The 16,986-nt window shown below is 69.3% G+C and carries 15 protein-coding genes; 8 read left to right on the top strand and 7 right to left on the bottom strand.

Annotated elements, in window-relative coordinates:
• Nucleotides 1-97: 97 nt before the first annotated feature.
• Nucleotides 98-1,150, top strand: a complete 1,053-nt coding sequence (locus ACFVBH_RS03895) for an AraC family transcriptional regulator (RefSeq protein WP_378999568.1) — start codon at nucleotides 98-100, stop codon at nucleotides 1,148-1,150.
• A 120-nt stretch (nucleotides 1,151-1,270) separates the two neighbouring features.
• Here the strand turns inward: ACFVBH_RS03895 and ACFVBH_RS03890 are convergent, their stop codons facing one another.
• Nucleotides 1,271-1,846, bottom strand: coding sequence for a TerD family protein (locus ACFVBH_RS03890; protein WP_354990820.1), 576 nt, complete (start codon nucleotides 1,844-1,846; stop codon nucleotides 1,271-1,273).
• A gap of 197 nt (nucleotides 1,847-2,043) precedes the next feature.
• Here ACFVBH_RS03890 and ACFVBH_RS03885 point away from each other — a divergent pair, with 197 nt between their 5' ends.
• Nucleotides 2,044-3,366: a cryptochrome/photolyase family protein gene (locus tag ACFVBH_RS03885; protein ID WP_378999565.1), complete on the top strand. Its 1,323-nt coding sequence runs from the start codon at nucleotides 2,044-2,046 to the stop codon at nucleotides 3,364-3,366.
• Between the two features lie 293 nt (nucleotides 3,367-3,659).
• Nucleotides 3,660-4,274, top strand: a complete 615-nt coding sequence (locus ACFVBH_RS03880; RefSeq protein ID WP_354989681.1) for a lipocalin family protein — start codon at nucleotides 3,660-3,662, stop codon at nucleotides 4,272-4,274.
• A 17-nt stretch (nucleotides 4,275-4,291) separates the two neighbouring features.
• Here the strand turns inward: ACFVBH_RS03880 and ACFVBH_RS03875 are convergent, their stop codons facing one another.
• Nucleotides 4,292-5,134, bottom strand: a complete 843-nt coding sequence (locus tag ACFVBH_RS03875; RefSeq protein ID WP_354989680.1) for a MerR family transcriptional regulator — start codon at nucleotides 5,132-5,134, stop codon at nucleotides 4,292-4,294.
• 363 nt (nucleotides 5,135-5,497) lie between these two features.
• Here ACFVBH_RS03875 and ACFVBH_RS03870 point away from each other — a divergent pair, with 363 nt between their 5' ends.
• From ACFVBH_RS03870 to ACFVBH_RS03860, 3 genes are all read left to right on the top strand, one after another.
• Nucleotides 5,498-5,938, top strand: a complete 441-nt coding sequence (locus tag ACFVBH_RS03870; protein ID WP_354989679.1) for an SRPBCC domain-containing protein — start codon at nucleotides 5,498-5,500, stop codon at nucleotides 5,936-5,938.
• Nucleotides 5,939-5,983: 45 nt separating this feature from the next.
• Nucleotides 5,984-6,868 carry an LLM class flavin-dependent oxidoreductase gene (locus ACFVBH_RS03865; protein WP_354989678.1) on the top strand — a complete coding sequence of 295 codons (885 nt, stop codon included), beginning with the start codon at nucleotides 5,984-5,986 and terminating at the stop codon, nucleotides 6,866-6,868.
• A 103-nt stretch (nucleotides 6,869-6,971) separates the two neighbouring features.
• The gene (locus tag ACFVBH_RS03860; protein ID WP_378999562.1) at nucleotides 6,972-7,868 is read left to right on the top strand and encodes an alpha/beta fold hydrolase; all 897 of its coding nucleotides are present in this window, start codon (nucleotides 6,972-6,974) and stop codon (nucleotides 7,866-7,868) included.
• 271 nt (nucleotides 7,869-8,139) lie between these two features.
• Here ACFVBH_RS03860 and ACFVBH_RS03855 read toward each other — a convergent pair whose 3' ends face one another.
• The 3 genes from ACFVBH_RS03855 to ACFVBH_RS03845 all read right to left on the bottom strand — a co-directional run bounded on the left by ACFVBH_RS03855 (nucleotide 8,140) and on the right by ACFVBH_RS03845 (nucleotide 12,167).
• Nucleotides 8,140-9,069: a hypothetical protein gene (locus ACFVBH_RS03855; RefSeq protein ID WP_378999560.1), complete on the bottom strand. Its 930-nt coding sequence runs from the start codon at nucleotides 9,067-9,069 to the stop codon at nucleotides 8,140-8,142.
• Nucleotides 9,070-9,079: 10 nt separating this feature from the next.
• Nucleotides 9,080-10,906, bottom strand: a complete 1,827-nt coding sequence (locus tag ACFVBH_RS03850; RefSeq protein WP_378999558.1) for a hypothetical protein — start codon at nucleotides 10,904-10,906, stop codon at nucleotides 9,080-9,082.
• A 157-nt stretch (nucleotides 10,907-11,063) separates the two neighbouring features.
• Complete coding sequence (locus ACFVBH_RS03845) at nucleotides 11,064-12,167, bottom strand: lycopene cyclase family protein (RefSeq protein ID WP_378999556.1); 1,104 nt, start codon at nucleotides 12,165-12,167, stop codon at nucleotides 11,064-11,066.
• Between the two features lie 92 nt (nucleotides 12,168-12,259).
• On the opposite strand from ACFVBH_RS03845, the gene ACFVBH_RS03840 reads away from it, so the two are divergent.
• Nucleotides 12,260-13,270, top strand: a complete 1,011-nt coding sequence (locus ACFVBH_RS03840) for a hypothetical protein (protein ID WP_378999553.1) — start codon at nucleotides 12,260-12,262, stop codon at nucleotides 13,268-13,270.
• Between the two features lie 249 nt (nucleotides 13,271-13,519).
• On the opposite strand, the gene ACFVBH_RS03835 is transcribed toward ACFVBH_RS03840, so the two are convergent.
• Nucleotides 13,520-14,284, bottom strand: coding sequence for an SDR family oxidoreductase (locus ACFVBH_RS03835; RefSeq protein ID WP_378999551.1), 765 nt, complete (start codon nucleotides 14,282-14,284; stop codon nucleotides 13,520-13,522).
• A 256-nt stretch (nucleotides 14,285-14,540) separates the two neighbouring features.
• Between ACFVBH_RS03835 and ACFVBH_RS03830 the strand changes: the two genes are divergently transcribed.
• Nucleotides 14,541-15,641: a helix-turn-helix domain-containing protein gene (locus tag ACFVBH_RS03830; protein WP_354989671.1), complete on the top strand. Its 1,101-nt coding sequence runs from the start codon at nucleotides 14,541-14,543 to the stop codon at nucleotides 15,639-15,641.
• 24 nt (nucleotides 15,642-15,665) lie between these two features.
• Here ACFVBH_RS03830 and clpX read toward each other — a convergent pair whose 3' ends face one another.
• On the bottom strand, nucleotides 15,666-16,949 hold the full coding sequence (gene clpX, locus ACFVBH_RS03825) for an ATP-dependent Clp protease ATP-binding subunit ClpX (protein ID WP_378999548.1): 1,284 nt from the start codon (nucleotides 16,947-16,949) through the stop codon (nucleotides 15,666-15,668).
• Nucleotides 16,950-16,986 lie beyond the last annotated feature (37 nt).

The raw sequence follows: 16,986 nt of genomic DNA, 5'->3' as shown, positions 1-16,986 counted from the left end.
CGAATTCGAATGAATTGTGCCGATGCCTATTCACTATGCGCCCGGTGCGGACACCAAAACTTGTCTTCGCGCGACTATTGTTTGACAATTGACGACTATGACCGACTTGATTCGGGGCACTTCGCTGTCGGGTTTTCCCGAGGTCGTTCGCGATCTGGGCGGCGATGCCGGCGAACTATTGCGAGGTCAGGGTGTCGATCCCGCGGTCGTCGGCGACCATGACGCGTTTCTCCCGTTCAGCGCCCTGGCTCGCCTGCTGGGCGCCGCGGCGGCCGACTTCGATTGCCCGGATATCGGCCTGCGCTTGGCCGAGCGGCAAAGCGTCGCGATTCTCGGCCCGGTGGCGGTCATCATTCGCCATGCCGCGCATGTCGTGGACGCCCTCGAAGGCGCGTCACGATATCTGCACACCTACAGTCCCGCTATTCGTGTCGCGGTGCGGCAGGGTTCGGAAACGGCCGCCTTGGACATCGATTTCGAGGTGCGCGGACTGCCGCACCGCGCGCTGGTGGCCGAATTGAGCCTGGGTGTCGCGATGGATGTCTTTCACCTGCTGCTCGGCGCGGACTTTCTCCCGCTGCGGGTGACGATGCGCCACCATCGCGGAGCGCCCGCCGAGAGCTATCGGGCGGTATTCGGGCCACAGGTCACGTTCGACTCCGGCCGCGACGCCATCGAATTCCCGGCGTTGTTGCTGGACAGGGAGATTCGCGATCGTGACGACGCGGCCAGCGCGCTCGCGGAAACGCATCTCGCCCCCATCCGGCACGATCTGGCCTTGGCCGACCATGTCGACCACCTGGTCCGCCGGCTGCTGGAGGTGAATCGCGCCGGTCTCACCGAGGCCGCGCACGCGATGAACATGCATCCGCGGGTGCTACAGCGCCGCCTCGCGGAGCAGGGCCTGACCTTCGAACGAATACTCGACGACGTTCGCCGCGCACAGGCCTGGGACCTCGCCGCGACCGATCTGTCGGGCGGGCAGATCGCCACCCAGCTCGGCTATTCCGAGCAGAGCAGCTACACCCGCGCCAGCCGCCGCTGGTTCGGTCTCTCTCCCAAGCAGCTTGCCGCGCTACGGCATTCGACCGCTCCGGCGGACCCGCCGCCGCCACCGCCGCCGCGCGCGGATCGCCGTGCGCCGGCGTGAACACCGCCCGACAAGCGGGATGCCAGCGCCCGGACGGTTCGAGGACACGGAACGGGCCGCGCACCCTGCGGTGCGCGGCCCGTGCGGTCTACCCCCGTACGGCGCGAAGCCGTGAATCGATCAGAGGTTGACGCCGTAGTCGCGAGCGATGCCCGCGAGGCCCGAGGCGTAGCCCTGGCCGATGGCGCGGAACTTCCACTCGGCGCCGTTGCGGTACAGCTCACCGAAGACCATGGCCGTCTCGGTCGAGGCGTCCTCGGTCAGGTCGTAGCGGGCGAGCTCGGCGCCGGTGGCGCGGTCCACCACGCGGATGTAGGCGTTGCGGACCTGGCCGAAGGACTGCTGCCGGGCCTGCGCGTCGTGGATCGACACCGGGAAGAAGATGTTGGTGATCGTCGGCGGGGTCCCCGCCAGATCGACGTTGATCGTCTCGTCGTCGCCCTCACCCTCACCGGTGAGGTTGTCGCCGGTGTGCTCGATGCTGCCCTCGGGGGACTTGAGGTTGTTGTAGAACACGAAGTGGCTGTCCGACAACACCTTGTGGTTCGGGTCGGTGGCCAGCGCGCTGGCGTCGAGGTCGAAGTCGGCGCCGGTGGTCGAGCGCACGTCCCAGCCCAGACCCACCGATACCGCGGTCAAATTCGGAGCCTGCTTGGACAGTGAGACATTGCCACCCTTGGCCAGACTGACACCCATAGTGGTTCCTTTCCTGTCGCCGCGGACCATCGTTCGCGGCCGGTTCTCTCGTCGGTCGTTGCCGATACCGACGATAGCGAAGTCGGCGGTGTCGGCGCTGGTTGTGTTGGCGGAATGCTCCGGGTCCGGTCCGGGACATGCCCGCGGACGCGCCGGGTTGAATCGTTTTCGCATCATTTCGGCGATAGGCTGGGGTCATGTCCGTCTCCATCGCACTGTTCAGTCGCGATCTGCGCATTCGCGACAACCCCATGCTCACCGCCGCGGCGCGCGACGATGCGGTGGTGCCCCTGTTCGTGCTCGACGAGCCCATCGTCGCGCGGGTGCGCGAGGCTCCGAACCGGGTGCGCTTCCTGCTGGCCGCGCTGACCGAGCTCGACGCGGAACTGCGCGGCCGGGGCGGGCGGCTGGTGGTGCGCCGCGGCCGGGTGGCCGAGGTGGTCGCGCGGGTGGCGGCCGAGACCGGCGCCGAGACGGTGCATCTGGCCGAGGATGTCAGCCGCTACAGCCGCGAGCGCGAAGAGGCCATCCGCGACGAGCTGTCGAGCCTGGACTGTCAGGTGAAGACCCATCCCGCCTCCATCACCGCCGTCGATCCGGCGGAGATGAAACCCGATACCGGCCGCGGCCACTACGCGGTGTTCACCCCGTACTACCGGCGCTGGTCCCAGACGCCGATGCGGCGGCCGCTGCCCGTGCCCGAGCGGGTGACGGTGCCCGATATCGAGAGCGATCCGCTGCCCGATCTCGCCGATCTCTGCTCGGGTCCGGGTTCGCCGGACTTGCAGGTCGGCGGGGAGACCACGGGCCGGAAGTTGCTGTCGCACTGGGTTTCCGGGCCGGTCGACGACTATGAGGACACCAAGGATCAGCTGACGATAGACGGCACCTCGGGGCTTTCGCCCTACCTGCACTTCGGCTGTCTGTCGCCGACCGAGGTGGTCTACCGCACCGACGCCTCCTCCGCCGGCGGGCAGGCGTTCGTCCGGCAGGTGGCATGGCGGGACTTCCATCACCAGGTGCTCGCGGACCGCCCGGAAGTGGCCGTCGATGACTACCGCCCGGACGGGCGGACCTGGCTGAACGATCCCGACGGTTTCGACGTCTGGAAGTCCGGCCACACCGGCTACCCGATGGTCGACGCCGCCATGCGGCAACTGCTGGCCACGGGCCTGCAGCCCGGCCGCGCCCGCATGATCACGGCCAGCTTTCTGAGCAAGACGCTGAAGGTGGACTGGCGGCTGGGCGCGGAGCACTTCGAACGCTGGCTGGTCGACGCCGACATCGCCAACAACCGGCTGAACTGGCAGTGGGTCGCGGGCACCGGGACCGACACCCGGTCGAGCCGTGTCCTGAACCCTCTGCGCCAGGCCGACCGGTTCGACCCCGACGGGGTTTACGTCCGTCGCTGGCTGCCCGAGATCGCGCATCTGCCGGGTGCGGAGATCCAGCGGCCGTGGCGCGCCGGTGTTCCGGCCTCGGTGTATCCGGCGCCGATCGTCGAATTCCGGGGTATGTGAACACTTTCGGAACTGCCGGTGAGCCGGCGGTGGGCCGGGGCCGGTCGGGAGGTTGATCGGCCCCGGCTCTGCCCGCGGTCGGCGAACTCGACGACGACCGCGCTCCCGTCGCCGGCGCCCGAGTCCGTGCCGGGCTCGCGGTACGGCGCGGGTTTGTGTCCGGCGTCCCCGGGTAGTGCGGAGCAGACATCTTCCGGCGAACCGAGCGCATCGGTTTCGCATCGCAAGGGAACCCGTCAGCTGTGCGGGGCCTCGACCGGGGCCGTCCGCCGACGAGAACGATTGTGGGAGCAATGAACACGACACGCAGCCTCTCGGCCTCCAAAGCGGCCTACGCGGTCACCGCGGGCGTCTGCGCCGCGCTGCTGGCCACCTCCGCGCCGGCCTCGGCCGCACCGGCGGCCCCGGTGCCGAACCTCGAACTCGCGCGCTACCTCGGCACCTGGAACCAGCTCGCCGCGATACCGCAGTTCTTCAACCTGGTGTGCGCCCGCGACACCCGGGCGAACTACAGCCTCGACCCGGCCGGGGACGTCACCGTCCGCAATTCCTGCACGACCTGGACCGGCGACCCCAACGAGATCGTCGGCACGGCCAAGGTCACCGACCCGGCGACCAATGCCCAGCTGGCGGTGAACTTCCGCGGTGAGACCAAGACCGAGACCAACTACGTCGTCACCGCCCTGGACCCCGGCTACGGCTGGGCCCTGGTCGTGAATCCCACGCGCACGGCCGGTTTCGTGCTGTCTCGCACGCCGGTGCTGACCGACGGACAGTGGTCCGAGATCCGCACCGCCATCACCGCGGCGGGCGCCAACGACTGCCTGTTCCTCACCTCGCCGACCACCGGCGGCTACGACGCGATCGAGCCGCTGTGCACGAAGTCCATCACCGACACCGTGGCTTAGCCGAACCCGCCGACAGCTCAGCTCAGCCGTTCCACAGCTTCGGCCAAAGTGTCGATGCAAACGGCCGGTTCCGGCAGGGCGAGGGCATCCCAGCCGGGGCCGGCGACGTACACCGTCGCATCCGCCCGATGGCACGCGTGCACCGCCGACACCAGCGCCGTGGCCGGCTGGTGCGACCACAGCAGCACACGCGCCGGGGACGGCAGCCGATGCAGGGTGTCCCGCAGCGCGGCCGCCGGCACATCCGGCCCGAGCATGTACGCGCCGACGCCGCGCTCGGCCAGCGCGGCGCGCAGCACCTCGATCGGCAGCGAATGCGTTTCGCCGCCGGTGCAGGCCAGGACCAGGGGCGCGGGCGGACTGTCGGGCGGGGGAGCGGCGCGGTGCAGGGTCGCGATGACGCACCAGGAGAGCAGATGTTCGACGTCGACGCAGCCCTCGCCGTGGAGCTGGCGCGCCACGATGTCGCCGAAGGCGGGGCGGCACAGCCGATCCCAGGTGTCGATCACCCCGTAGTCGCGGATGTGGGTTTCCAGCATCGCGCACACGCTCCGGCTCTCCAGCGCGAACGCCGCGGTCAGCAGCGCGGCGCGGTCGCCCAGGGTCAGCGCCGGTCCCCGGGCCGCGCTCGCCGCGCCGGCCGGGGTCGCGCCCGCCCTGACCAGTTCGACCATGCGGGCCAGCACCGCGATATCGGCCTCGGTGTACAGGCGGTGCCGTCCGGGCCGGTCCTGCTCCGGCCCGATCCGGTAGCGACGATTCCAGCTGCGCAGCGTGGCGGTCGGGATCCCGAGCCGCTCGGCCACCGTGCGCACCGGGTACCCCGCGTGCTCGGAGCTGGGGTGCGGATCGTCTGGCATGTCCTGATTGTGCCTGGCGGGGCGCGCCGAGCCGATCCATATCCGGTGCGCTGGTCGGCGTGTCCCGTGCCCGCCCCGCCTCCTGCCCGGTCCCGCCGACTTCCGCGGACCGCCCCAACTCTCCGAGGCCGACAAGCGTGCCGCGCCCGGTGCCGTCGGTCACAATGGCTTGAACCTCCACCCCGGTGGAGTTCGTAGCGTAAGGGCACGGCCGCCGGCCGGGATCGCCGTCGCGAGGGTGGCGCGGTGAAGTCGGCAGGCGCGCTGGGGGATACGTGACCGGGCAGAGGAAGGGAGAGTCATGGCTGGCATACGAGAAGCGGTTTTCGCGGGCGGCGCCGACGACACCGAGGCGGTGCGCCGATGACGGGCGATTCCGGTTTGAATCCCGCCGCGGTCGAACTCGGCTGCTTCTTCCCGCAGCCCCGCGAAGTCGTCTGGAACGCACTGATCGATCCCGACCTGCTCGAACGCTGGATGGTGCGCCCGACCGGCTTCGAACCCACCGTCGGCACCCACTTCCTGTTCAACACGCCCGCCATCGCTCCGGGCGAGGTCGCCTGCGAGGTGCTGATCGCCCGGCCCCTCGAACAACTGGCCTACAGCTGGACCTACTCACTGTCCGATCCGCCCGCCACCTGGACCATCGACTGGACGTTGCGGGCGCAGGGCCGCGGCACCCGGCTGCTGCTGACCCAGACCGGCTTCGACATCGAGGACCGCCGCCAGCGCATGCAGCGCAACGCCATGGAACGCAGCTGGCGCAATACCCTCCCGCGTCTCGGTGACTGGATAAACAGCTAGCGGAATGCCCTGCGCCGCAGCGGGACCGATGCGACAGTAGGGCGCATGGATATCGGTATCGCATTGCCCACCATGTGCTCGGGCTATAACAGGAGCTCGACCGTCGATTGGTGCCTGCGCGCCGAACAGGGCCCGTTCTCGAGCATCTCCTGCGGGGAGCGCATGGCCTTCCACAATCCGGAAATGTGGACCACGCTGGCGGCGGCGGCCGCGCTGACCGAACGCATTCGCATCTTCGCCAATCTGACCGTGCTGCCCGCGCATCCGCCGGAGTTGGTCGCCAAGCAGGCAGCCACCCTGGACGTGCTCTCCGAGGGCCGCCTGACCGTCGCGGTGGGCGTGGGCGGGCGGCGCGACGACTATCGCAGTCTCGCTTCCGATTTCGGTCATCGGCACGATCGCCTCGACGAGGGCGTGGCCGCGCTGCGCGCGCTGTGGGCGGGCACCCCGCCCGTGCCCGGCGGCGATCCGCTCGGCCCGCCGTGCGTGCAGCCGGGCGGACCGCCGATCCTGGCCGGGGCCCTGGGCCCGAAGTCCCTGGCCCGGGCTGCCCGCTGGGCGGACGGGGTGGTGGCCTTCAGCGTCGGCGGGGTCCCCGCGGAGATCTCCTGGTCCGCCGAGTCGGCGCGGCGCGCCTGGTCCGAGGCCGGCACGGGCACCGCGCCGCGACTGGTCAGCGGCTGTTTCTACGCCCTGGGCGTCCCCGATCCGGCCACCGCGCTGCGCGACTTCACCGCGCAGTACCTGGACTTCATGGGTTCGGACAACGCCGCCGCCGCGGCCGCGTCCATGAAGACCTTCGACGCGCCCACCCTGCACCGGGCGCTGGACGCCGCCGAAGCGGCGGGCCTGGACGAGTTCATTCTCGTGCCCGCGGCCCCCGGTCTCGAGGTGCTCGAGGCGACGATCGAACTGATCGAATCGCGCTGACCGCGCGGCACGCTCGACACCGCACGCGGTGACCCGCCGCGCTCGAGAGCAACTTCCGAGCATCCCGCACCCGCGAGGCCGTGCGGCCCCCTACCCTGCTCGGGTGACTTCCCCTCGAGCACGGACGATTTCACTGCCCACCGGCCCGCTCGGCCTGGTCGACTACGGCGATCCGGCGGGTGCGCCGGTGGTCTACTGCCACGGCGCTCCCGGATCCCACGTGGAGGCGGTCGCCTTCGACGCTCCGGCCGCCGCGGCCGGCATCCGGCTGATCGCCATCGACCGCCCGGGTATGGGTCTTACCCCGATGGGCGCGCGCCAGCGTGTCGTCGCGGACTGGGCCGAAGCGGTCGCCGCCCTGGCCGACCACCTCGACCTGGACCGATTCGCCGTCGTCGGCGTCTCCGGCGGCGGCCCGCACGCGCTGGCCTGCGCTCACCGTCTCGGCGACCGGGTGTCGGCCGTGGCGGTGGTCAGCGGCCCCGCCCCGCTGGAAACCCTGAGCGCGGCAGCGGAATTGGACGAAGCGGGCCGCAGGCGCAGGCGCCTGCTCGCGCTGCTGCGCACATTCCCGCTGCTGTCCCGCCCGCTGGCCGCCCGCCTGTCGATGTTCGTCCACAAACCGGGCGGCATCGACGCCCTGGTCGGTCAAATGTGCCCGCGCGACCGCGAACTCATCGCAGCCGACCCCGAACTGGCCGACAAGCTCCAGGCCAATATCACCGAGGCGTTCCGCCAGGGCAGTCACGGTGTGGCCGCGGATCTGCAATCGCTCACCAGCCCCTGGGGTTTCCGCCTCGCCGACATCGCCGTGCCCGTGCACGTCTGGCACGGTGAATCCGACAACAACGTCCCGCTACTGGACGGCAGGCACCTGGCCGCCGCCCTGCCCAACAGCCGCCTCACGGTGCTGCCCGGGGTCGGCCACCTGCTGTTCGTGCACCACGCCGCCGAGATCCTGGACGGGCTGCGCCAGTCCGACCCCGCCGAGCGCCGCTGAGCGACCGGCCGGCGCGGGTCCCGCGCGGTGGCGAACGGGCGTCGCCGCGCGGTGCCCCTGGCGTGGATCATCACGTGTTGCCTCAGCGTGGGTCGTCGCGCGGTGCTCAGGTGTCGGTCGACGCGCGGTGCCCAAGCGTGGGTTGTCGGTTGGTGCCCCGCGTTGTCGCCGCGCAGGGGACGCCCTGTTCGCCGTGACGGCCTGTTCGTAGCCTTCGTCACCGTCGGGCACCCGGGCCGGACTGCACGCCCCGTATGGTCGCCGCGGTGCCCTAGCGTGCGTCTCCGCGCAGTGCGATGCCGATCCCGCCGAGCGGGCGGCGATCGATGTCGCACTGCAGGATTTCGTAGGGCGCGACCGTGCCCGGCTCGAGCTGCCCGTCGGCGTGCACGTCGAGCCGGAGTTCGCGCTGCTCACCCGGATCCAGTTCGACCGCGTAGTCGAGAGTGCCCGTGCCGTAGGCGGATTCGCCGGCCACCGGATCGGTGAGCCGCAGGTCCGCCGCTGCGCGGGTGGGGCGCCAGTTCGCGCCCGCGGTGAAGTGCGCCCACAGCTCCGAGTCGGCGGCCCGCACCAGCACCAGGTAGGCGGCGCGCTCCTCGGTCGGATTGGTGATCAGGAAGCTGATCGGGACCGGCGAACTCGCCTGCACGGCAGCGAGATTGTGCTGTGCCCAGTGCCGGTCGGTGATCGGCTGGGCCAGGTTTCCGGTGGGCAGGTCGAGCACGTGCCAGACCTTGGCGAGCAGGCAGATGTGCGGACCCGCGGCGACCGGGATGGGATCGGCGCTGGTCATGGTGAGCGTGGTGGCCCGCCCGCCGTGCGGCGCCACGGCCACGGTGGCGAACCCGATGAACTTGTCCTTGTCCGGAACGAGCGGCCCGCTGGTCGGATGCGACCACCACACCGCCACATTGGCCAGGGTCTCGGCATTGCCGCCCTGCCAGTTGCCGACCGTCACCCGCACCGAGAGGCGCTCACCCGGCACGTACGGGGTGAGGGCTTCGACGCCGGTGCACAGGTACCAGCACACTCCCGGCGGCACCGGCCGCGCGCCGGTGTCCAGCGCCGGGTATCCGCCGCCGATCACCGGCGGCGGATAGCTGTGCACGAAGAGGAACGGCCGGTCGTTCCCGGGCTGCTCACCGTGCTCGTCGTTGCCGGGCGGCCGTTCGTCTTCCGGCCGTTCGTGTTCGGGCATCTCCGCACCCCTACATTTCCTGATAGCCGAGCAGTTGAACGTCCACCGGGTTGTCGTTGATCGAGCCGCCCGTGGCCCAGCAGTCGTGCCGCACACCGCGATCGGCGTCCAGGTCGGGGTTGGCGGTGCCGCGCACGCCCGAGATCATGTCGATCCAGGTTTCGGTCGCCGCGGCCCCCAGTAGCACCCGCAGGCGAGCCGGTCCCGCGCCCGCCGGCAGCAGGTTCGGTTGCGCCACCGGGTATTCCAGCGGGGTCGGCGGGTACCGGTAGAACCGCCGCACCGGATCGGGTTCGGGCCGGTGCGGCCAGCCGGCCGCTTCGGGAACGGTCAGGAACTGCCGGTACAGCGGGAAGCCCAGCTTGCCGTCCGGGTACAGCAATCCGCTGCCGGTCAGATAGGCCTTGGCCTTGCCCAGCGCCTCCCACAGCCCCTTCTGGAATTCGAAGAGCTGCGCCGCCAGTTCGGTCAGCTGCCGCAGCACCACCGCGTTGCCGAGCTGTCCGGCGCTGAGCGGCTGCTGCTGGCTCGCCAGCTCGTCGCGCTCCTCCTGGCTCAATGCCGGTGGGCTGAAGGCGGTTTCGAAGTTCTTGGCCACGTACTTGTCCCAGTAGGTACAGCGTTTGCCGCTGCCCCATTGCTCCCAGCACGGGCCGCCGAGCAGGACGGCGAAGCCCAGGAAGGCGAGCACGCCGAGCCAGAACGCCCCGCAGGCTTCACCGGCGTCGACGGTGTTGTCGGTCTGGGTGGGCTGCCCGGGATTGCCGCCGGTGGGATAGCCGCTGTACGTGGTCGGCGTGATGCCCGGCCCGTGCCCGACCGGCGGGGTGGAGGTGGTGGGCGTGGTGATGGGTGCGGGAGGGTTGGCCGGGTCGCCGTAGATCTCGGCGATGAGGGTGAGCGGCAGCGGCGTCGGGGCGGGCGGCTGTTCGAAGCGGTCGAGCAGTTCGAGATGTCGTACGAGCCTGCGGTATCCGAGGTGCAGATCCGGCCCCGGCGGGCGCAGCGCCGGGTCGTAGACCTCGTCGAGCACGGTTTGCAGCAGATCGGCGAGATGCTGGGGGAGTTCGGGTTCGGGCCCCGCGCCGAAGCGGATGCGATCGGCGATGTCCGCGCAGCGCCGCAGCTCCGGCCGGGACTGGGCGAACCAGCTGCCGAGCGTGGTGGACGCGACCCGGTCCCGGAAGCGGTGCGCGCGCCGCGGCCCGCCCACCACCTGCCCGTGGAACGCCGAGCCGCAGGCGTTGGCGGTCGAGCTGGAGAGCACCCCGAAGGCGAAGGCGAGTTCGTCGGGGGAGTTGGCGTGCGCGAACATGGTGCGCGCGAAGGCGTCGGTGCGCCGGGCCAGGAACAGATCGCCCCACGGCCAGCGGTCGGTGCGCAGATCGGCCTGGCGCGGATGCTCGGGCAGATGGTCCATGGCGCGCACATCCGAGGTGAGCGTGGCGATGTCGGCGTGTTTGTCGTGGAATTCCTCGGCGAGCCCGCGCAGGGTGCGGGTCGCCGCGCAGAAGGCCGCTGCCGCACCGGGATCGGCCGGATCGGCCAGCGCGCCCTGGACGTCGTCGCGGATCCGCTCGACGGCCGCGTACAGCCGCAATCCGTCCGCCCACAGCGCGGCGGCGCGTTCGAGCAGGGCCAGTTCGGCGCCGTCGTTCCCGGCGTGCCGTAACAGGTGATCGACCAGCGCTCCCAACTGTGCTGTTCGAGAAGCGGTCTGGACCGCGCCGACCTGATGATCGCGCTGGGCCGCGAGCACCGGATCGGCGATCGGCCGGGCGGCCAGGTGCGCGGTCTGCAGGGCGAGGGCGGCGAGGTGTGTTCGGTAGTCGATCATGGCGGACACCTCGTGAAGCGGAGGAATGGGACGACTCCATTCGAACCCCGCCCCGAGCCGGGGTCGCGAGTAGCCGATACTCGATTTTGTCCGCTCGGGCCGGGTCGCTACCCGCGATAGCGCGTCTCGGTACCCGATCGTGCCCTGCCGACCGGGCCTAGCCCGGACCCGTGACCGACCGGGCGAGCCGGGCGCGCAGGCGCCACGGCAGCGCCGCGAACAAGGCGGACATGGCGTGCACCGTTCCGGGCAGGTCGTCCCGGCCCGAGAGATACGCGCGCTGCAGCGGGATCGGCAGCTCGAAGAACCGATCGAAGAACACCGGCAGATCCGCCGGCTCGAGCGCGAGCAGCGCCCGCAGGCCCGCCAACCGCAGCACCCGCACCCCGCGCGCCCCCGGGGTCCAGGGCGATTCGCCCAGCAGGACCTGATCGGCGGTGCGCAACGCGGTGGCGACGCTGTACCCGGTGGCCGGATGCGTGAAAGCGCCCGCCGCGCCGAACATCCCGGGTCGCGGGCGGCCACCCTGGACCGGGAACCGCACGCGCTCCACCGGTTCCGCGCCGGTGAGTTCGAGTCCGCGTGCCCGCAGTCGCCGGGTGAGCCGCTCGCGCAGGTCCTTCGGCTCCAGGGCCGGACGCCCCGCCAGGCAGGTTTCCTCGAGCAGCACGGTGTCCGGACCCAGCGGGACCGTGTACAGGAACGAGCGCGGTTCGCCGGGCGCGGCGCCGTTGTCGTCGCGCCAGTCCATGAACAGCGTGTCGTCCTCGGGCCAGCGCTCGCGTGCCACGACTACGCCGAACGCGGTCTGCTCGGCCCGCGCGGGGGAGCGGGCCACCCCGCGCGCGTCGATGATCCGCCCGGCAGGCAGAACCTGCCCCGATTCGAGCCGCACCGAAGGCAGATCGTTGCCGTTTCCGCCCGAGCGGCTCGCGCGCACGATTTCCGCGACGCGCCCCGGGATCAGGCGCGCGCCGGTGAGATCGAGCGAATCCTGCAGCGCCGTGGTATCGAATACCACGTAGCGACGGTCGATTTCGACGCGCCGGGTGGTCCAGGCCACCGGACGGTCGATCGCGGCGGCGATGGTGTGCGCCGCCGTCCAGTCCGGTAGTTCGTCGGCCCACGCCGCGTAGGTGGCGGGCCAGCGCCGCTGTGGTTGCGGATCGATCACCGTGACCGATAGTCCCTTGGCGAGTGCGCGATGAGCCAGGGCCCGTCCGGCCGGGCCCGATCCGCACACGAGAAGGTCAGAGGTCACCCGGAGATTGGATCATGCCGGGCGGCCGTCATACGCTTCGGTGACGATGGCCGGGCCGGGGAGGGCCCGGCGCGGTGCGAAAGGTTGAGCAGATGACGTATCCACCCGGACCGCCGTCCGGCAGCGGCGGCGATCCCAATGCCCAGGGGCAGCAGCCGGACCCGGCGTGGTGGGATCGGCCGGCCGCACCGCCGCCCGCCGACCCGACCCAGGTGAACTGGGCGGCGCAGCAGCAGCCGCCGAATCCCAATTCCGGGTGGCAGCAGCCGCAGCAGCCCGATCCGAACTCGGGGTGGCAGCAGCCGCAGCAGCCGGACCCGAACTCGGGGTGGCAGCAGCCGCAGCAGCCGGACCCGAACTCGGGCTGGCAGCAGCCGCAGCAGCAGTGGGGCGGGCAGCCCGCATACGGCCAGCAGCCCGGCTACGGTCAGCCGCCGACGCCGCCGCGCTCGAACACCGGCCTGATCATCGGCGTGGTGCTCGGCGTGGTCGCGGTGCTCGCGGTGGCCATCGGCGCGGTCGTCGTGTTCACCAAGGACGACGGTGAGCAGAACCAGGCGGTCACCACCTCGACCACCACCGAGGAGTCGACCACCTCCGAGGCCCCCACGACCACCAAGAGCACCACGACCACCAAGGCCGCGCCGTCGGGTGGCAAATTCAGCTACACCGAGTACGGCCAGGACTGGAACTTCCGGCTCGGCGACGTGGCGCTGCAGGCTTCCTGGGTGGAGGGCAAGGACTACAACTCCTGCGGCCCGATCGAGGAGGGCGGCAAGCTGACCGGCCTGGGCTGCCAGTACGCCGCGGAGCTGGTGTGGAAGTCCGAGAACGGCGGGCTGATGCTCACCCAGTTCGTCCTCGGGATGGGCGATGCGACCGCGGCGTCCGGTGCGGAGGGCCAGTTCGACGACAACGATCTGAACCTGCGCTCGGGCAGCTATATCGCGAATTGGCACACCGGCAAGTGGCGGGACGGGAGCGAGGGGCAGTTCCTGGTGATCACGTTCGCTACGGCCGACGCGTCGGTGGCCGTCGACACGGTGGAGAAGTACCTGCGGTACCGGCACAGCGACACGCTGGGGGCGCTGCTCTGGCGTTGAGCCGGGGGTGTGCGCTCGCCGTGGGATTGCCCGTGGCGATCCGCTCGCAGTGACGAAACAGCCCGTCTCGCAACGACTATCGTTGCGAGACGGGCTGTTTCGTGCTCGGGATGTCGCTGCGGCTGATACAGGCCGTTTCCGCTGCGGTGGCGGACGCGTCGGCCACCGCAGGCACCCACTGCCGCGAGGGTGTGCATCGCGGCAGTGGGTCTGCGAGCCGTGGTCGGCAGCCGGCTCGGCCGTGGGCTGTCAGATGCCGCCGGTGGCGAGCAGCCCGCCGTCCACGCGAATGGTGGTGCCGGTGATCCACGACGATTCGTCCGAGGCGAGGAATCCGATCAGCCCGGCGACGTCCTCGGGCGACCCGAGCCGCTTCATCGGGTACACGGCGGCCGCGGCCTCCTCGTCGGCCGAGTAGAGCGCGTCCGCGAACTTGGTCTTGATGACGCCCGGCGCGACGGCGTTGACCCGGATCTTGGGCCCGAGCTGCCAGGCGAGCTCCTCGGTGAGCCGGATAAGCGCGGCCTTGGAAGCCCCGTACGCGGCGATGACCCCGGTGGACCGCAACCCCGCCACACTGGCGACGTTGACGACGGCCCCGCCGTGCTCACCCATCCACGCCTTGTACGCCTCCTGCACATACCCCAGCGCCGCAACGACATTGACGTCGAAGATCTTCCGCACGGCGTCCAGGTCGGCCTCCATGAGCGACCCGTACACGGGGTTGATCCCGGTGTTGTTGATCAGCACGTCCAACGACCCGAACTGCGCGACCGCGGCCGCAACCTGCTCGGCCCGCGCGTCGGCTTCCCCGGAGTTCCCCGCGACAGCGACAACCTTGCCGGGGTACCCCAGCCCCCGCAACTGCTCGGCGGCCTCCTCCAAAGGCCCGATCTTCCGCGCGGTAACGACGACGTTGGCCCCCCGCCGCAACAGCTCCGCCGCGACCCCGAACCCGATCCCCCGGCTAGCCCCGGTAACCAGCGCACTCTTCCCAACCAGACTTTCGCTCATGTGCGGGCACGTTACTTCAGTCGCTTGATCTGCGCGAGAGTGCCCCGATTGGGGGTCGCGCCGCCACATAGGACCGGTCCTGGCGGTCGCACCGAATAGCGACCTCGGTGCAGTCACGGCCTTCACCATTCGGAAAGGCTTCCTCGTGATCCGCAGGACCGGTGGCCGGAGCACCCGCGGTCCCGGAGGTGGCGGTAGGCTCCGCGATGGAATTTCACGTGAGCACGGTGAAGGGACGATGGCTCGACTTACCAGGGTGCAGCGGCAGGACTTGAACCGCCGTGCGGTCTTGGCCGCAGCGAAATCGGAGTTCGCCGAGCGAGGGTATCGGCAAGCCACAGTCGACGGAATCGCCGAGCGCGCGGAGTTGACGCGCGGAGCAGTGTATTCGAACTTTCCTGGCAAACGCGCTCTCTACTTCGCGGTGTTGGCACAGGAAGCCGAGCAATCCCCGCCTCCCGCTGGCGGTGGCCCCGGTGAAACGCCCGCAGCAGCCTTGGCCGCCTTCGCCGGCACGTGGCTGGAACGTCTTCCAACGGCGTCGCTGGACAGGGTCGATGGGATCGAGCAGTTTCAATCACCGATGCTGAGTCTCGACCTCATTCCAGAGGTGCTGTCCGAAGAAACCGTTCGACGACCATTCGCTCAGTTGATCAAGCTGGATGCCGTGCTGCTCGGCGCGGCGCTGTCAGCATTGGCTCGGTATCCGGATGTGCCGCTTGCTTCGTACGTAGGCATGGCCGAGTCCACGTTGACAATCCTCTATGGCGCAACCCAACTGTCGTTCGTCGCACCGGAAATCATCGATCCTCCGCGGCTGATAGAACTCTGCGAAGAAGTCGGCCGGCTCGAGCCCGGACAACCTCCAGAGCGACTCGGCGCGAACGAGTTCCAGCCGCCGACGCGTGTCGATGAAGCGTGGTCATTACCTCCGTCAGTCGATCGTCTGCGTGGAAGCGCCGTCCGCTCGATCAATGACGGCTTCGTACTGGTGCTGGGTATGAATAGAATCGCCGCGATCGAGCAGCTGATGGCGGCGGCCTCGCATGAGGACCAGGTGGTCGTGGTCCTTGTCAGCGCTGCCTCGGCGGAGGTACTGCCGCTCGCGCGACTCGCGATCGCTGATTTCAGCCGCTCGCTACGGTATGCGTTTCCAGCTCGTGCCCTGCCCGCAGTACAGATCGTTGTCGACGAGGACGCTATATCCGCTGGCCTCGTGGAGGCCGGCACCCCGTTGGACGATAACGTCGAGGCCGCCATGATAATTCGGCACGGACGGATCATCGCCCGCGCCGCGGGAGACAGAGCCTGCGGCCGTATCGCTGCGTCCATCAGGAAAGACGCACCCGATCGGTAATCCACTGTGAAGCAAGGCAGGCTCTTACGCCGACTTCTCCGGCCGGCGAGAGCCTGATGGCCTCGAACGCCGCCCGGCGATCGAGGGATTCACGTTCCGCGTGACCGTCTTTGCATCGATCACCACCGAGCTGATGTCATCGCGACTCGGAGTCTCGAACATAGCCGGTTGAAGCACCTCCTCCATGATCGCCCGCAAGCCCCTGGCGCCGGTCTTGCGCACCATCGCCTGATCAGCGATGGCGGCCAGCGCGTCCTCGGTGAACTGCAACTCGACGCCATCAATCTTGAACAGCATTTCGTACTGTTTTACCAGGGCGTTTCGAGGTTCGGACATAATCTTGACGAGTGCCGCCCGGTCGAGTTGGGTGACTGAGGTGACGATCGGCAGCCTGCCGATGAACTCAGGAATCAAGCCGAACTTCGTGAGGTCCTCGGGAAGCACTTTCGCCAGCAGCTGCTCATCTTCGTGCTCGGAATTCGTCCGTACGTCGGACCCGAAACCGATGCCCCGCTTGCCGACCCGAGCGAAAACGATCTTCTCCAGTCCATCGAACGCACCTGAGGCGATGAACAAGATCCCGCTGGTGTCGATTTGAATGAACTCCTGGTGGGGATGTTTCCGCCCGCCCTGCGGTGGGACGCTGGCCATCGTGCCCTCGATAATCTTCAGTAGCGCCTGCTGCACGCCTTCGCCGGAGACGTCCCGAGTGATGGAGGGGTTCTCGGACTTACGGGCGATCTTGTCGATCTCATCGATGAAGATGATGCCGGTTTCGGCTCGCTTGACGTCGTAGTCAGCAGCCTGAACCAACCTCAGCAGGATGTTCTCGACATCTTCGCCGACGTAGCCGGCCTCGGTGAGAGCAGTTGCATCAGCGATTGCGAAAGGGACGTTGAGCATCCGAGCCAGGGTTTGAGCGAGGTACGTCTTTCCGCATCCGGTGGGACCGAGCAACAGAACGTTGGATTTGGAGAGCTCGACCGGCTCACGGCCATCGGGCGTCGTGGTTTGCGAACGCAATCGCTTGTAGTGGTTGTACACCGCGACCGACAGTGAACGTTTAGCGTTGTCTTGCCCGATCACATACTCGTCCAGGAACTTTCGTACATCGGCCGGTCGAGGTAACTCGTCCGAGTCGGTGAGGCGGACCTCGGCGAGCTCTTCCTCGATGATCTCGTTGCACAGGTCGATGCACTCATCGCAGATGTAGACCCCGGGGCCGGCGATGAGTTTCTTCACCTGCTTCTGGCCTTTGCCGCAGAACGAGCATTTCAGTAGTTCGCCGCCATCCCCGATTCGGGCCATCGCGGTCGCTCCTCTCAGTAGTGGGTTTGGTGACTGT

Source organism: Nocardia sp. NPDC057668 (assembly GCF_042799795.1).
Classification (GTDB): domain Bacteria; phylum Actinomycetota; class Actinomycetes; order Mycobacteriales; family Mycobacteriaceae; genus Nocardia.
This window is presented reverse-complemented; position numbering and strand designations above follow the sequence as displayed.

Excerpts from the sequence above, each read along its gene's own strand:
- ACFVBH_RS03895 (WP_378999568.1), top strand. The coding sequence starts at position 98 with ATGACCGACTTGATTCGGGGCACTTCGCTGTCGGGTTTTCCCGAGGTC.
- ACFVBH_RS03890 (WP_354990820.1), bottom strand. The coding sequence starts at position 1,846 with ATGGGTGTCAGTCTGGCCAAGGGTGGCAATGTCTCACTGTCCAAGCAG.
- ACFVBH_RS03885 (WP_378999565.1), top strand. The coding sequence starts at position 2,044 with ATGTCCGTCTCCATCGCACTGTTCAGTCGCGATCTGCGCATTCGCGAC.
- ACFVBH_RS03880 (WP_354989681.1), top strand. The coding sequence starts at position 3,660 with ATGAACACGACACGCAGCCTCTCGGCCTCCAAAGCGGCCTACGCGGTC.
- ACFVBH_RS03875 (WP_354989680.1), bottom strand. The coding sequence starts at position 5,134 with ATGCCAGACGATCCGCACCCCAGCTCCGAGCACGCGGGGTACCCGGTG.
- ACFVBH_RS03870 (WP_354989679.1), top strand. The coding sequence starts at position 5,498 with ATGACGGGCGATTCCGGTTTGAATCCCGCCGCGGTCGAACTCGGCTGC.
- ACFVBH_RS03865 (WP_354989678.1), top strand. The coding sequence starts at position 5,984 with ATGGATATCGGTATCGCATTGCCCACCATGTGCTCGGGCTATAACAGG.
- ACFVBH_RS03855 (WP_378999560.1), bottom strand. The coding sequence starts at position 9,069 with ATGCCCGAACACGAACGGCCGGAAGACGAACGGCCGCCCGGCAACGAC.
- ACFVBH_RS03850 (WP_378999558.1), bottom strand. The coding sequence starts at position 10,906 with ATGATCGACTACCGAACACACCTCGCCGCCCTCGCCCTGCAGACCGCG.
- ACFVBH_RS03840 (WP_378999553.1), top strand. The coding sequence starts at position 12,260 with ATGACGTATCCACCCGGACCGCCGTCCGGCAGCGGCGGCGATCCCAAT.
- ACFVBH_RS03835 (WP_378999551.1), bottom strand. The coding sequence starts at position 14,284 with ATGAGCGAAAGTCTGGTTGGGAAGAGTGCGCTGGTTACCGGGGCTAGC.
- clpX (WP_378999548.1), bottom strand. The coding sequence starts at position 16,949 with ATGGCCCGAATCGGGGATGGCGGCGAACTACTGAAATGCTCGTTCTGC.